This is a genomic window from Fibrobacter sp. UWT2, assembly GCF_900142545.1.
GTDB lineage: Bacteria > Fibrobacterota > Fibrobacteria > Fibrobacterales > Fibrobacteraceae > Fibrobacter.
This window is the reverse complement of the sequence record NZ_FRBF01000001.1, coordinates 66,527-80,571: the sequence shown is the minus strand read 5'-3', so window position 1 is coordinate 80,571 and position 14,045 is coordinate 66,527. Positions and strand designations below refer to the sequence as shown.

12 protein-coding genes and 1 tRNA gene are annotated in these 14,045 nt (G+C 51.4%); 4 read left to right on the top strand and 9 right to left on the bottom strand.

The genetic code is table 11. The features are described 5' to 3' along the window. The first annotated feature begins 2 nt into the window (after window positions 1-2). Window positions 3-974 (top strand): DNA polymerase III subunit delta, encoded by a 972-nt coding sequence (holA, locus tag BUA40_RS00300; RefSeq protein ID WP_072797133.1) that lies wholly within the window; start codon window positions 3-5, stop codon window positions 972-974. A 102-nt stretch (window positions 975-1,076) separates the two neighbouring features. On the opposite strand, the gene BUA40_RS00295 is transcribed toward holA, so the two are convergent. The 9 genes from BUA40_RS00295 to pyrR form a co-directional block, all read right to left on the bottom strand. Next, the gene (locus tag BUA40_RS00295; protein ID WP_255369153.1) at window positions 1,077-2,609 is read right to left on the bottom strand and encodes a secretin N-terminal domain-containing protein; all 1,533 of its coding nucleotides are present in this window, start codon (window positions 2,607-2,609) and stop codon (window positions 1,077-1,079) included. A 5-nt stretch (window positions 2,610-2,614) separates the two neighbouring features. Beyond that, entirely contained in the window at window positions 2,615-4,666 is a 2,052-nt protein-coding gene (locus BUA40_RS00290) for a hypothetical protein (protein ID WP_072797132.1), read from the bottom strand. Further along, the gene (locus tag BUA40_RS00285) at window positions 4,663-5,262 is read right to left on the bottom strand and encodes a type IV pilus inner membrane component PilO (RefSeq protein WP_072797131.1); all 600 of its coding nucleotides are present in this window, start codon (window positions 5,260-5,262) and stop codon (window positions 4,663-4,665) included. Before BUA40_RS00285 ends, BUA40_RS00290 begins: the two co-directional genes overlap by 4 nt. Continuing rightward, window positions 5,255-5,872, bottom strand: coding sequence for a PilN domain-containing protein (locus BUA40_RS00280; RefSeq protein ID WP_072797130.1), 618 nt, complete (start codon window positions 5,870-5,872; stop codon window positions 5,255-5,257). Before BUA40_RS00280 ends, BUA40_RS00285 begins: the two co-directional genes overlap by 8 nt. After that, window positions 5,872-7,017, bottom strand: coding sequence for a pilus assembly protein PilM (gene pilM / locus BUA40_RS00275; RefSeq protein ID WP_072797129.1), 1,146 nt, complete (start codon window positions 7,015-7,017; stop codon window positions 5,872-5,874). Before pilM ends, BUA40_RS00280 begins: the two co-directional genes overlap by 1 nt. A gap of 113 nt (window positions 7,018-7,130) precedes the next feature. Then, window positions 7,131-8,195, bottom strand: a complete 1,065-nt coding sequence (locus BUA40_RS00270; protein WP_072797128.1) for a PilZ domain-containing protein — start codon at window positions 8,193-8,195, stop codon at window positions 7,131-7,133. A gap of 9 nt (window positions 8,196-8,204) precedes the next feature. After that, window positions 8,205-9,491: an amidohydrolase family protein gene (locus tag BUA40_RS00265; RefSeq protein ID WP_072797127.1), complete on the bottom strand. Its 1,287-nt coding sequence runs from the start codon at window positions 9,489-9,491 to the stop codon at window positions 8,205-8,207. Next, window positions 9,478-10,437: an aspartate carbamoyltransferase catalytic subunit gene (locus BUA40_RS00260; protein ID WP_072797126.1), complete on the bottom strand. Its 960-nt coding sequence runs from the start codon at window positions 10,435-10,437 to the stop codon at window positions 9,478-9,480. Before BUA40_RS00260 ends, BUA40_RS00265 begins: the two co-directional genes overlap by 14 nt. Before the next feature lies 1 nt (window position 10,438). Continuing rightward, window positions 10,439-10,999, bottom strand: coding sequence for a bifunctional pyr operon transcriptional regulator/uracil phosphoribosyltransferase PyrR (pyrR, locus tag BUA40_RS00255; protein WP_072797125.1), 561 nt, complete (start codon window positions 10,997-10,999; stop codon window positions 10,439-10,441). 179 nt (window positions 11,000-11,178) lie between these two features. On the opposite strand from pyrR, the gene BUA40_RS00250 reads away from it, so the two are divergent. The 3 genes from BUA40_RS00250 to BUA40_RS00240 all read left to right on the top strand — a co-directional run bounded on the left by BUA40_RS00250 (window position 11,179) and on the right by BUA40_RS00240 (window position 14,044). After that, window positions 11,179-11,724 carry a peptidylprolyl isomerase gene (locus BUA40_RS00250; RefSeq protein ID WP_072797124.1) on the top strand — a complete coding sequence of 182 codons (546 nt, stop codon included), beginning with the start codon at window positions 11,179-11,181 and terminating at the stop codon, window positions 11,722-11,724. An 88-nt stretch (window positions 11,725-11,812) separates the two neighbouring features. After that, window positions 11,813-11,885 (top strand) — tRNA-Ala (locus BUA40_RS00245). Between the two features lie 119 nt (window positions 11,886-12,004). Beyond that, window positions 12,005-14,044 (top strand): M23 family metallopeptidase, encoded by a 2,040-nt coding sequence (locus BUA40_RS00240; RefSeq protein ID WP_255369131.1) that lies wholly within the window; start codon window positions 12,005-12,007, stop codon window positions 14,042-14,044. Window position 14,045: the final 1 nt, after the last annotated feature.

The following is a 14,045-nucleotide window of genomic DNA, read 5'->3' as shown; positions in this document are numbered from 1 at the left end:
CTATGATTCTAGCCCTCATCGGCAAAGACCAGTTCTCCAAGGACAAACAGGTCGACAAGTTCCTGACAGACTCCCTCGGAGACCGCAAAGACGACCCGCTTTCTAAGCAGGTCGTGTATGCCTCTGACACCAACATTCCGTCGGTCGCCGGCCTCATCATGGAAAGCTGCGGTGCAGTCTCCATGTTCGCTCCGGAACAGGCGGTGGTCGTCCGCAATGCAGACGCCATGAAGGCCGATGAATCCAAGGCTCTCGCCCGCTGGCTCAAGGATGCCCCCGACTGCAAGCTCTTGCTTGATTTCGACGAACTCCGCGCGAATTCGGAACTCTACAAGATTCTGCAGAAGGTCGGTAAAATCGAAAAGTACGAAGAACCCAAGCAGTACAAGATGCAGGATTGGATTGCATCGAACATACCCGCCCACTTCGGAAAACCGATCGAGCCCGCCGCCAGCCAGTACCTGGCAGACGCTTTGGGCACGAACACCAAGCTCGTTTGCGAAGAACTGGAAAAAGCCTTAATTTACGATCCGGACTGCACCAAAATCACCTTCGATCTCGTGAAGACCATGATTACGCCCCGCCGCGAAATCCCGCCTTACGAGATTCTGAACTACTTTGGAATGCGTGACGCCGTAGGTTACACCCGCAAGTTGCACGAGATTCTTTACGGCAACAAGGACAACGACGCGATCCGCATCGTGAACGCGCTTTATGGCTACGCCGTGGATCTGCTCAACTTCATGTCGCTTACCGCCAAGAAGATTAGCGCCGAAGACGCCGCCCAGGCACTCGGCAAGAACTACTTTATGTTCTGCAAACAGGGCAACGCCGCCGAATGTTGCCGCCGTTGGGGCAAACCGCTCCTCTGCCGCGTCATTCGCCGCCTCGCCGACCTCAACTACGAATTCAAGAGTTCTAGTTGGACCGTGACTAGCCAAGAACTCGCCCTCGCCGCCCTCGTGGTGAGATAGTAAGCATCAAGCACGAATTCATCATTAAAACAAAAATATTGTCTATTATATGAAAAGAGCATCGGCATAGCCGATGCTCTTTTTTAAACGCAGTAAATTAGATTAGTTCCAGCCTTCTTCTTCGTCGTCGCTAGGAGCAGGAGCGGCAGGAGCCGGAGCTGCGGAATTTTCAGAAGAGGAAGCCTTTTCCTGGGCAGGTTCCTGCTTCGGCTTGGGTTCCACAATCGGGGTTTCACCGTCAGCGGCTTCAGCAGACGGAGTGCGATCCACCTTCTTGGCCTGCGGAGCGCCTTCCAAGGCATCGGAGACTTCATTAAGTTCCACAGAACCCACGTAGTTGCGAATGATACGCGGAGTCACGAAGATAATCAGGTCACGCTTGGTAACAGCCTTACGGGAGTACTTGAAGAGGTTACCGAGCAGCGGAATATCCTTCAAGAACGGAATACCGGATTCACTTTCGGTATTTTCGTTACGGGTAAGGCCACCGATTACGACCGTTTCACCGTCAGCCACCACGACCTTGGTCTTGGCTTCCTGAGTACTGATCACCACCTGGCCCTTTTCATCGTAACCATAGGAGTTGTTTTCAGGATGCAGGTCGAGCAAGATGCGGTTGTCGCCAGAAACGTGCGGGGTCACCGTGAGCTTGATACCGGTTTCCACGAGCTGAGTCGAAGATTCGCCGCTATCGTCAATCACACGGATAGAGACCTTGTCACCCATAAACACCTGGGCTTCGGTATTGTCAAGTGTAGAAACCTGCGGGCTAGCGAGCACTTCGGTAGAAGCGTCACCCATGATGTTGGAAATTGCAATCTGCAAGTTGTTGTCCAACAGGCTTGCGGTAATAGCAGTCGTTGCAGAACCCACAGCCGGAGAAGAACCTCCGTTCGGCAAGGAATGAATGGCTGCACTGGTACGGGTGTCGCCAGCACCGCTTCCCTGCGGAGTCGTAACCGTTCCCGGAGTCAAAGCAGTGGTACCCATTCTTGCGGTCCAGTCCACACCGAGTTCGCGAGCGCGTTCGCTGTTCACGACCACGAGCTTTGCGGTAATCATGATCTGGAGCGTTTCCACGTCAAGTTCGGTCAAAGCCTTTTCCATCTGCTCGATCTTGCCGTCGGTATCGTACACGATAATGGAGTTCGTGCGTTCCACCGTCGTAATACGGCCGCGGTTGGACTTCATGCTTTCGAGCACTTTCACCAGTTCTTCAGCCTTGGCGTGGTGAACCTGGAAGTTCTTACGGACCAACGGAGCATTCTGTTCGGCCTGGGCTTCTTCATCGGCAATCTTCTTCTGCTTTGCCTGATAAGTGGCAGAGCGCTGAATCAAGATGTACTTGTCTTCGATGATCCAAGTCAAGTCGTTCATGCTACAAACGATGTCGAGAGTTTCTTGCCAAGTCTTCTTGGTCACCTTGAGGCTTGTCTTACCCTTGACTTCGGGAGCAAGGATAATGTCCACACCGGCAATCACGGAAACAGAGCTGAACACCGCTTCGAAGTTCATGTCAACGAAACTGAAATCGTACAACTTCTTATTCGGGGTTTGCACCGAACCTTCAGCAGGAGCACTCCATGCAGTAGTGAGACCCACCACCAAGAGAAGAATAGTAAGGATTTTTGTCATCTTTTTCACTTTTGACCCCCAAGTTTATCGGGAAGACCCATGGAGTAGCGACGGCTCACCCCGAATTCCTGGATCAGGAAGAGTACGTCAGTTTGTGTGATTTTTAAAACTTTACCGTTGAGAATCTTGTCGCCTTCTTTGACGGTGTACGAGATAGACGGGTTCTTGGATTCAACAAGAATTGCTACCGGCACATCCGATTCCCAAATGATACCCACCAGTTCAACCTGGTCAATATTGATACCTTCTTCCACAAGGCCATCCACTTCGACAAACGGGTCGCGACGGCCAAAGGAACTATAAGTCACGCGGTCTTCATAGAGGCCATCGAGCTGGCTGCCCACCGGCACGGCACCTCCAGTAAGGTTGGTACCACGTTCCTTGTCAATTTGTTTCAAGCGTTCTTCCTGAACAGAAGAAAGTTCATCAAAGAAGCCCACGGCGCGGCGGTCCACATAACCGACCCTGTTGCCGGACTGGACCTTACGATACTGACCCTTCATGTCGAGACTTACCAAGCGATCGCCAAACACAAGGCGCTGCATCACCTGGGAATTTTCATTCGGAGCGGCATAGAATTCCGTTTCGTCAGCCACCACGATAAGTTCGCGGACAACAGGACGCAGATGGAATGTCTGAGAGCCAGAAATAATCTTCTTGCTGCCCTTGTCCAAATTCTTCACGAAAGAATCGAAGTTGGGCCTATCGTCAGCAGGCTTCAGCCAGTCACGCACATAGATGCCCTTGGGCTGAGCGGACCAGAACATAAAGCCATCCTTGTTGATGCCCTTTTCGGTAATCTGCAACACAAACACACCGTCCTGCACCAAGACAGCCGGCTGTGCAGAGCCCTTCAACTGGACCTTGAGACCGTTAGCGCCCCAAGTCACAGACTTCACCAAAGAACCGGCACCGATTCTGAAAATGGGAGACTTCTGGGGACCGGCAAGACCAATCGTAATGGTATTGTTCTTGTCGGCGCTAGAGACATTCTGGATGTCAATCGCTTCGTCAGCCACAATACGGAACTGTTCCAAGCCAGAACCGATAAGCACCGTCATTTCCTTGAGTCCCGGAAGCAGAGCGGAAATGGCACCGCCTTCGAGAACGGCCTTGTCAATCTGCTTCTGCTGTTCGGCAAAAAGCTTTTCCGCTTCACGAGCAGCCTTTTCAGCAGCCTTCTTTTCTTCGGCCAAGCGCTTCTTTTCTTCGAGAGCGGCCTTCTCAGCGGCCTTCTTCTCTTCAAGAGCACGGCGTTCAGCTTCTTTCTTTTCGGCAGCCAGGCGTTTCTTTTCTTCGGCAGCGGCTTTTTCGGCAGCTTTCTTTTCTTCGGCCAAGCGCTTCTTTTCTTCAGCGGCAGCCTTCGCAGCGGCCTTCTTTTCTTCAGCTAAACGTTTCTTCTCTTCGGCAGCGGCCTTGGCGGCAGCCTTCTTATCGAGAGCGGCCTGCTTTTCAGCGGCTTTCTTTTCTTCAAGAGCACGCTTCTCGGCAGCCTTCTTCTCTTCAAGGGCAGCCTTTTCAGCGGCCTTCTTTTCTTCGGCTAAGCGCTTCTTTTCTTCGAGGGCGGCCTTGGCGGCAGCCTTCTTATCAAGAGCAGCCTGCTTTTCGGCAGCCTTCTTGCGTTCAGCAAAGAGCTTCGAAAGCGTCCAGGACTTACCGCCCTTGCTCTTGAGCTTGATCAAGAAGTTGGACTTGTCGAGTGCAATTTCATTCTTGTCAGACGTAACGGCAGCGCCAACATCCATTTCAATCTTCAAGAAGGGCATGCCCTTGTAGGCTTCCTTAAAGACCTTCATAGATTTTACGAACTTGGAATTGGCATCCACATCGTAATCGCCTTCGCCAAGAGCGAACGTCGTTTCAGAGAAACCCACCGTGAGCTTCTTGGAAGCAGCATCGTACTTCTGGAAGAAAGTCGGCAAGTTCTTGTCGGAAGCAAAAGCAAACACCACCTGGCATCCCTTCGCATCGCAAGCGAAGCGGACATCCTTGATCTGGGCGGCGCTAGCAAAAGCCGTAAAGGCGAGCAACAAAAGAAGAATCTTCATTTTCATCATTTGCCCACCTTCTTCGATGTGTACGTCGTCAGGTTGAACGTCACCGACATGGTAATCGGAGTCCAGCCGTGAGTTTCAGACTTTTCGACTTCAGCCTTGATACCCGAATAACGGTTCAGACGAAGGTTCGTAATGGCTGTCGGGTAATTGAAGTTTGCAATTTCTGCAAACAGGTAACCCAGCATATGGTAACCCGAATTGACCGCAATGGAATAGCGGTTTTCGATGTAGTGTTCCTTTTCGGCGCGGCCTTCAGGATTGAACTTCTGGATTTGCACCATGGAGCTACGAATCACCGCATAAAGGTCCTGCAAGCGCAGCGGAACCTTTTCTTCTTCGGGGAACATTTCCTTCAGCTTTTCGAAATCCTTTTCAGCCTGAGCGAGCTGCATTTCGAGTTCTGCCACGCGGTGTTTCTTGGCGTTGATTTTGTCCAGTTCAGCCTGAGCCGACTGCAAATCGCGTTCCAGAGATTCACGCTGATACGTAAACGGATCCCACACATAGTTATACACTAAATGGGCCGCAGCCATAATCAGAAGGCACACGATTATGGCGTATACGTTTCGTTTATCTTTTAGATCTATCTTACCCATTATCACCCTCCCCAAGATCTCGCTTGAGAACTACCTTGATGGTGAAATTATAGGCTTCTTTTCCATCCACTTTCGCAGTAGAGATGGTCACCAGCGAAACCGATTGGATGCTCACCTGCTTTTCGAGTTTCACCATGTATTCGGCTACTTCCGAGAAGTCGTAGGTCACACCACGCATTTCAAGGTCAAATTCACCCATCTGGTTGATGCTGGTAATCCACATGTTAGGCGGAAGCACCGACGAGATGTTTTCGAACAAAATAACCCAGCGTTTCTTGCTCACCTGAATGGACTTGAGAGCATTGATCTTTGTATTGACAATGCCCTGCTTCTGTTCCAGGTCGCTAATCTTGGAAAGCAGCGGACGTTCACGTTCCACTTCTTCCTGAACACGGGTCAGTTCTTGGCTCAGACCGTTAATGGTTTCTGTGACATAACCTTGCAACATGACCACAGCAACGATTGCAACAAGCAGAGCAACGGTCGGCCAAATGATGCGACGGTCCGTTATCCAAGAAAAGTCTTTTTGCTTCTTGCGGAATTCCGGCGGAAGCAAGTTAATGGAAATGGCCAAGGCATTTCTTGTGGGTTCTTTTTTCGTAGACGCCATTAGAACTTCCTCATTGCCAAGCCCAACGCAGGGGCGTAAATATTGGAGAGAGCAATCGAGAGACCGCCTTCGCCAAACACCTTGGAATCACAAGGCACGAGCCTGAACGGGTTCACCGTATCAGTTTCGATACCGGAGTGTTCTGCAATAAATTCCCTCAGACCAGGGGCAGCGGCTCCACCTCCGCCCAACAAGATTTTGTCAAGCGGCTTGGAATCTTCCGAAGACGAGAAATAGCGGATACCGATATCGATCTGCGCCATCAGGTCCTCGTATGCCAGTCGGAGCGCGGCTTCGACTTCAGCTTCGGAGAATCCGTCCACCACGGACAGATCACCCTTGCTTAAAATTTCGTGACATTTTTCAGAATCAATGCCCAAATTCATGCAGGTTTTGCTGACGACCATATCCAAGGAACCACCGGCCATGGCACGCATGGAGTGGAACTGGCCGTCCTGCACAAAGGCAACGCTCATCTTCTTTTCACCAATATTGAAAATAGCGACAGTCTTTTCTCTTTCAACGTCTTCGACCGTTGCCGTATAAGCGTTCAGCAAGCCAAAAATATCGACATCCAGCGCCGACAGTTTGAGTCCGCGACGATTGAAGAACTGAGCCCAAGAGTCCAGCAATGCACTCTTTGCGGCCACCACGTTCACCTTGACGTCTTCGTTTTCGCGGGAATAAATTTCGTAGTCAATCACGTTGTCCTGGTCATCGAAGGGCGGACGGGACTGGGCGGTCTGAAGAATAATGGCCGCTTCATTTCCGTTTTTCGGCACCTTGACCGAAACGCGGTCCACCAACACACCACCGGCACCGGCTCCGCAGTTGACGGAGGCCACGACATCACAGGAATCATCGATGGGATGACGAATCATGAGCTTCGCCATAGCCTCGGCGAGCAGTTCGGCACCATCCTTTTCACGTTTGCCGTCCTTATCGGTAGGGGCGTCCCCTTCGCGCACCTGGATTTCACCATTGACGATGCATCCATCGGGCACACGTTCCAAGTCGGCGTCTAAAACAATCTTGTTCCCGCTCGCGCCGTGCAAGACCCTGACATACTTGATGCTGTAATGACCAACATCAATGCCAACTGTCTCGCGCAAGCCACGGATTTTAGAAATCAATCCTAAAGCCAAAGTTAACTCCGATTGTAAAACATTTCCTTACTAATTCTACCTTTATAAAAGCAGAATGTCAAGCGAAAAATCAATCTAAGTCATTGAAAATGAACTACTTAGGCTTGTTTAGCCTACTTTTTTGCCTGTTTTTTTGACTTACTTAGTTCAAACAAGTACTGAAGCACCCTTTCCTGGGTCCAACCGAAGGTCCCACGGAAAGAGGCCGTTAGGCAATAGTAGTTGGGGAAATCCTTGTTTTTTTGGCCTAAATTGCGCAAAATCTCAATTTCCACGTCTTCATCGCCAAAACTAGGAAGCTCAAACTGGATGCGCAAATGCTGTCCCGGATAGCACTCTTTGGGCAGTCCAATCATAATACCGCCGGCAGAAAGATCGAGCAAAGTCCCGTACAGGGTTTCGCCATTTTCAAAAACGGCTGTCACGGGGAAAGCGACCTGTTCACGAACCCAGCGACGCAACTGGCGTTTATCCAAAGAGAAAGAATGATGCAAAACAAGATTGTTGGTTTCATCAACGCGCAGAACAGTAATGCTGGTAGAATAGATGGCGTCATCAGGACGCGTCCAACGAATTCGAATAGAGCGGTTCACAAACGAACTTGCAGGGCCATCGCTACCATCGTAAGAAATCGCCCATTCTTTTTCGGTACGCCACACGATATCGGATCGCTTGATCAAGGTTCCATTTTCAGGAACCAAGTCTACGCGGTCGCCCACGTTGAACTGCCTGGTCGAATAAATTTCAGACAAAGGATTCGACGCTGTAAAATTCATCTTGTGGCGAAGCGCTTCCACAACAGCAAGATCTTCGTCAGGAAGCTTGAATACGTTTTCAACATCGTAGTATGCGGATACGGCCTCTTCAAAAAGACCGGACGAATTAAGAATGGCGTCCTTGTTTTCAAAGGTCGACTTTCTAATCACATCGTCCAGGACTTTTTTTTCTTCTTCGGAAAAACCGCATTCCGCTACTTTGTCATCAAACGCCTGCGTACCGAACATGACTTCTTTTTCACGGCGGTTGTTGATGCGGCGAGCTTGAAACAGCGCAATCAATGCAAAGACCAAGAAAACGACTATCGCGCCCCACACCAAATAAAGCGGGTCGGGCGGGAACTTGGGCGGCCAATCAGGCAGCCATTCAGATAGCCGTTGTAAAATGCCTTGATCCTGCATCTAAGAATCCTAGAACTTGGTCAATGCTCCGCTAATGAATGTTCCAAGAATCGAAGACGGAAGCGTCTTGCCGAGCAACGGCGAATTGCTCACGTGTCCGGCAAAATCCTTCTTGGAAACTACATGCGTCTTGTTCGGATCAAGAACAACCATGTCAGACATCTTCTTGGAGAAGCAATCAAAAGCAGGCTTTGCACCAACGAGTCTTGCCGGAGCTTCCGACAACAGTTCAATGGCTCGGGCATCGCCCACTCTAGAGCTCAGTTCCTTCCAGATAGCGGGGAGAGCAATTTCAAGAGACAATGCACCCGGCACAGAATCTTCAAAGTTCACTTCGGTATCTTGTCCAAGCACCGGCGTGTGGTTCATGCTGATTGCATTGACCGTACCGTCTTCGATGCCCTTCCACAAGGCTTCACGGTCTGCAGCCGAACGAATCGGGGGCAGAATGTGGTAAGCGGAATCCAGAGTTTCCAGGCAAGAATCATCCAGAAGCAAATGGTACAAGCCGACATCGCAAGTGACATCGATTCCCTTCTTGCGGGCTTCGCGAACAAGGTCAAGCGTTTCGCCGCAAGTCACCTGCTTAAAGTGTACCGGCACCTGCAAGAAACGGGCCATTTCGAGCACCGTATGGGCAGCGATGGTTTCTGCAATACGCGGAATGCCCTTCATACCGAGCATGTCGGAGTAAGCACCTTCGTGAACGCAGCCGTGCTTACGCAGCGATTTGTCCAGCGGCTGGAAAAAGAAGCGTTTGCCCGTCATCTTGCCGTATTCCATGGCAAGACGAATAAAACGCGTCGTAGGAATCGCTTCACCGCCGTCACCAAAGCCGGCAACGGATTCGTCTTCGGCAAGTTCCATCATTTCAGCGAGGCTATCGGAACCGAAGCCCTTGCTGTAAGCACCAAGGAACTTGATGTCGAAACGGTTGGCAAAGTTGTATTCCAAATCGGGAGAGTTCACGCGGAACTTCATTGCCGAAAGCTTGTCCGCATCGTCAATCGGATTGGCAGCACTTTCGTAAAGTGCGCCGAAAAAGCCACCGCGGTGCATGGCGTCGAGGCCATCTGCAAACGTATAGACGTCATCGCGAAGCGGTTCCATAAAATCAACACCCAAGCCAAACAAGGCGGGCATCACCAGAGCGCCGTTACAATCAAATTCTTCAGATGCTAAATCCTTTCCCTGGATTACACAGAATTCATCGCAATCGTCAAAGCAGTTGCCATTCCAAACTTTCGCATTCTTGAAAATGACATTCTTGATATTCATTTCATTACGCATTTTCATTTGCACGTCCTCCAGCCAAAAGGTAAAGTACCGCCATACGCACGGCGACACCGTTAGTCACCTGATCCAAAATCACGGAATGTTCGCCATCGGCGATATCGCTATCCAGTTCCACACCGCGGTTAATCGGACCCGGGTGCATCAAGATGACCTTGTCCTTGGCTTCAGAAAGAACCTTCTCGGTAATGCCGAAGAAGTTGCGGTATTCACGCATGCTCGGGAGGAGTGCATCATCCATGCGTTCCTTTTGCAAGCGGAGAGCAATCACGGCATCGGCGTCTTCGACTGCCTTATAGACGTCGGTTTCCCAAGAGACGCTGCCAGCGAGTTCCTTATACTGCAGAAGTTCGGTATTGCGCGGCACCAGAGTGCTCGGGCCGCAGAGCGTTACGTGTGCGCCCATCGTGGTCATGCCCCAGATGTTACTGCGGGCCACGCGGCTGTGGCGGATATCGCCTACGATTGCCACCTTCTTGCCTTCGAGCGTACCAAGCTTTTCTTCGACCGTAAGCATGTCCAGGAGGGACTGCGTCGGGTGTTCATGGGCGCCATCGCCTGCGTTCACGATAATGGCGTTGCTGTGTTCAGCGAGAAACTTGGGGACGCCCGTCCCCTTGTGGCGGACCACCACGATATCTATCTTCATCGATTCGATATTGCGCAGCGTATCGACCAAGGTTTCGCCCTTCTTGACGCTGGAATTGGAACTTGCGAAGTTCACCGTGTCGGCAGAGAGGCGCTTTTCTGCAAGTTCAAAGCTCGTGCGGGTACGGGTGCTGTTTTCGAAGAACAGGTTCACCACCGTAAGGCCTCGGAGCGAGGGAACCTTCTTGACCGGACGTTCCAGAATTTCGCGGAACTGCTTGGCGTTATCCAAAATAGTACGAATATCGGACTTGGAAACCCCCTGAAGTCCGAACAAATGCTTGATCTGTAATGCGCCCATCTTAGGCCTCCACCTCTACGAGATAAACGGAATTTTCTTTGTCAATCGGTTCGATCTGCACGCGGACTTCCTGGTCTTGTGCGGTCTCGACCGTAAGTCCTACGCAATCAGGCGCGATCGGAAGTTCGCGATGACCGCGGTCTACCAGCACGCAAAGGCGGATGGCTGCCGGGCGGCCCAGATCGAGAATCGCCTGCATCGCGGCACGAACCGAGCGGCCCGTGTAGAGCACGTCGTCCACCAGAATGACCGTCTTGCCTTCGACAGAGGCCGGCATTTCGGTGATGCGCATTTCGCTAGAACCCATGTGGGTGCGGTAATGGAAGTCGTCTCGGTAGAAGGTCGCGTCGAGGCTTCCCATCGGGACGGTCTTGTTAAACTTTTGACTTAAGCGCTCGCAAATCTTTTTGGCGAGAGGGATTCCGCGGCTTGCCATGCCGAGCACCACCATGTCGTCGGCATTCGGGTGCATTTTTGCCAGTTTAGCAGCCATTTCATCGAGAGCGAATTCCATCGCCTGCGCAGATAGGAGCTCTCTGATTTTTTTGCAGTTGTCTTTCATATAGGTATCAGGTTCAGGTAACAGGTTTTCAGCCTTGCCTTAATTATCACACTTGAATGTAGCATTTTTTATGGTTTTTCACCTTTAAATACTGAAATTGACCCCACTTTTTTTGTATATATAAGAAAAGAAACATTAAACCCCGGCAGCGCCCTGTCGGGACATTAATAGGAGATTTTATGTTCAATCAGCTGGGTAAACCGGAAGCAGGCGAAACTATCGCTATCATGAAGACCAACCACGGCACCATGAAGCTGCGTATTTTCGAAGATATCGTCGGCGAATGCGCCACGAACTTTGTTGAACTCGCCAAGCAGGGCAAGTACGACGGCGCTCCGTTCCACCGCATCATCAAGAACTTCATGATTCAGGGTGGCGACTTTACCAACCGTAACGGTACCGGCGGACACTCTGCCAAGGGCCCCGGCACCACGATTGGCGACAAATACGACCCGCGCCTCACCCACATGCGTGGCGCTTTGAGCTGGGCCAAAACCCAGTTCCCGAACTCCATCGGCAGCCAGTTCTTCATCGTTCACGGCGACGACGTCCACTTCTTGGACCACGAACAGGTAGGCCCCGGCCCGGCTGACGGCTACTCCGTATTCGGCCAGCTCTACGAAGGTTTCGAAGTTCTCGACGATATCGCCGGTGTCAAGACCGACCGCCGCGACGCCCCGTACGAAGACGTGATCATCGAATCCGTGACCATCGAAAAGGCCTAAAAATATCGGGTCGTGAAAAAATTTTCATTTTTTTCATGACCCACCCTTGACAAGTCAGATTAGTTCTTCTATATTTGGCTCGTCCTTCGGGGTTATAGCTCAGTTGGTAGAGCGCCTGCATGGCATGCAGGAGGTCAGGAGTTCGACTCTCCTTAGCTCCACTAGACAAGAACCGTTTGCACAAGCAAACGGTTCTTTTTTTGCTCCCTGGATATCACATAAATCCTGCAATTCAATCGACCTCTCCCGCTAGTTTGTAATAATTTTGTATTTTTGTGGTATGGATACTACAATCTTGAACAAACTCGCTAAAATCACCCGCAAGGGAATGTTCTTGGGTACTATGGCAAGTTTCGCCATGATGCCTTCCACGTTCGCCGCCGAATGCAACGAAAAGACCATGGATGCCTTCGCTTACGAAGACTGCATCAAGGCCAAATCCGGCGAAACAGTATCTAACGACAACTTCGGCGCAAGCGCCGATGCGAACAAAGTCAACAACGCCGACGGCATGGCGGAAAAGAGAGTTCTCAAAGCTGCAGAACCGACTTACCGCCCGTTCAACCGCGACGCTTACTTGACCTCGAGCTTTGGCGAGAACCGCGGCACACGTTACCATGCAGGTTTCGACTATTCCACGCAGATGGAAGAAGGCTGGCCCATTTACGCGCCTGAAGACGGCAAGGTTGTAGAACTGCGAGTTTCTCCGTTCCACTACGGAAAGCTGATGCTCTTCAAGGGCAACAGCGGCAAGACCTGGGCGTTCGCACACCAGAGCAGCTTCGGCAAGCTCGACGACCAGATTATCAAGAAACAGTATGCCTCCAAGAAGAACGACGTTACCATCAAGACGAATGCAAGCTACAAGAAGGGCGATACGCTGACCTTCTCGGGCAGCACCGGCATCGGAAACCCGCACTTGCACTTGGAAGTCCGCTTGGACAACGACCGCATTATTAACCCTGTGCAGGCCGGCGTTGTTATTTCAGACACGCTTGCTCCGCAAATTTTTGGCGTCGCCGTTTGGCAGGGCAACCACATGGCTATTACCAACCCCGAAGCTTTGAACAAGGGTTGCGTCGAAACGCCGGTGAAAAACGAATTCAACTTGAGCATGGCCGTAAAGATTGCAGACTACAGCCGCGAGCCCAAGGATAATCCAATGTCCGTACGCCGTCTTACCGTGTGGCGCTACGACGAAAAGATTTTTGAAGAAGTGCTCGACACCTTGCGTTACAGCAAGATGGCTCTGATTCGCGACCAACTCCTGTGGGCCGAAGAGGCCGACACCGCTGGCGACTGGCACCTTATTAACGCCAAACTCGCTCCGCTTTCAACTTACACGATCGAAGCAGAAGACTATAGCGGCAACAAGGTCAGCAAGAAGTTCACGTTCCACCCGCGTTGCAAGAGCGACAAGCCCATGCAGCTGTACAAGGACCAGGCTTCCCCGCTGTTCACGTTCCTTAGCCGTCCGATGCTCGACTTGTTCCGTTGCAAGAACGGTATGAAGTTCACCGCCATGGCCGGCGACCAGATTATCGAAGAAGACATGTGTAAGGCATTCAAGCCCGCACCGATTACGATTGGCCGCCTGCTTGAAATCTATCCCGAAATGACAAGCATCCACTACACCGCTGACTCTCGTTCTACGGGTGACGGCGTCGCTGCCGATGCAAGCATTGAACTTTACGCCTTCAACCAGTACCAGAGAAGCGTCAATTGGTCTACCAAGGTCGGAAACGTGGGCATTACGCAAAAACTTACCGGCATTCCGACAGGCCGCGACACGACCAAGAAGATTTTGGCCGTGACCCGCACGCATACCGACAGTCTGGATTACTTTGAATTCCACCCGAAGGGCATGCAGCTCGGCAACTGGACCGTTTGCATTGACAATCCGGAAAACAATCAGCCGCTTTACTGGCTCGGCGAAACGACCCGCAACTGGTTCTACTTTAGCAAGCAGACCAAGGGCAAGAACCGTTGCGCAACCATGAACGAAATTCGCGACATCGCCAACATCGAAAACACCGAAGCCCCGACGCTCGGATTCCCCTACTGGTCTGACATGATGATCAGCGGTGTCCGCCAGCCGGCCCTCAAGATTCCGGTGCTGTTCAAGTACGACGGCATTCCTGACGGCAACGCCATTACGGTGTTGGTCGGCAAGAAATGGGTCGCCGCTGAATACGATTCTGAACCTCGCGAAATCGTCATCGAAGGCGCACAGATTCCTGAAGAAGGATCTATCACCATCAAGCTCGTTGACGAAGCCGGTCACAAGGCAAGCTATAACGTAGACATCCCCGAGATGTAAC

What these genes read in the sequence shown, in the direction of transcription:
- BUA40_RS00260 (WP_072797126.1), bottom strand. Translation starts at nt 10,437, where the DNA reads ATGGGCGCATTACAGATCAAGCATTTGTTCGGACTTCAGGGGGTTTCC.
- pyrR (WP_072797125.1), bottom strand. Translation starts at nt 10,999, where the DNA reads ATGAAAGACAACTGCAAAAAAATCAGAGAGCTCCTATCTGCGCAGGCG.
- holA (WP_072797133.1), top strand. Translation starts at nt 3, where the DNA reads ATGATTCTAGCCCTCATCGGCAAAGACCAGTTCTCCAAGGACAAACAG.
- BUA40_RS00265 (WP_072797127.1), bottom strand. Translation starts at nt 9,491, where the DNA reads ATGAAAATGCGTAATGAAATGAATATCAAGAATGTCATTTTCAAGAAT.
- BUA40_RS00270 (WP_072797128.1), bottom strand. Translation starts at nt 8,195, where the DNA reads ATGCAGGATCAAGGCATTTTACAACGGCTATCTGAATGGCTGCCTGAT.
- BUA40_RS00285 (WP_072797131.1), bottom strand. Translation starts at nt 5,262, where the DNA reads ATGGGTAAGATAGATCTAAAAGATAAACGAAACGTATACGCCATAATC.
- BUA40_RS00290 (WP_072797132.1), bottom strand. Translation starts at nt 4,666, where the DNA reads ATGATGAAAATGAAGATTCTTCTTTTGTTGCTCGCCTTTACGGCTTTT.
- BUA40_RS00250 (WP_072797124.1), top strand. Translation starts at nt 11,179, where the DNA reads ATGTTCAATCAGCTGGGTAAACCGGAAGCAGGCGAAACTATCGCTATC.
- BUA40_RS00280 (WP_072797130.1), bottom strand. Translation starts at nt 5,872, where the DNA reads ATGGCGTCTACGAAAAAAGAACCCACAAGAAATGCCTTGGCCATTTCC.
- BUA40_RS00295 (WP_255369153.1), bottom strand. Translation starts at nt 2,609, where the DNA reads ATGACAAAAATCCTTACTATTCTTCTCTTGGTGGTGGGTCTCACTACT.
- BUA40_RS00240 (WP_255369131.1), top strand. Translation starts at nt 12,005, where the DNA reads ATGGATACTACAATCTTGAACAAACTCGCTAAAATCACCCGCAAGGGA.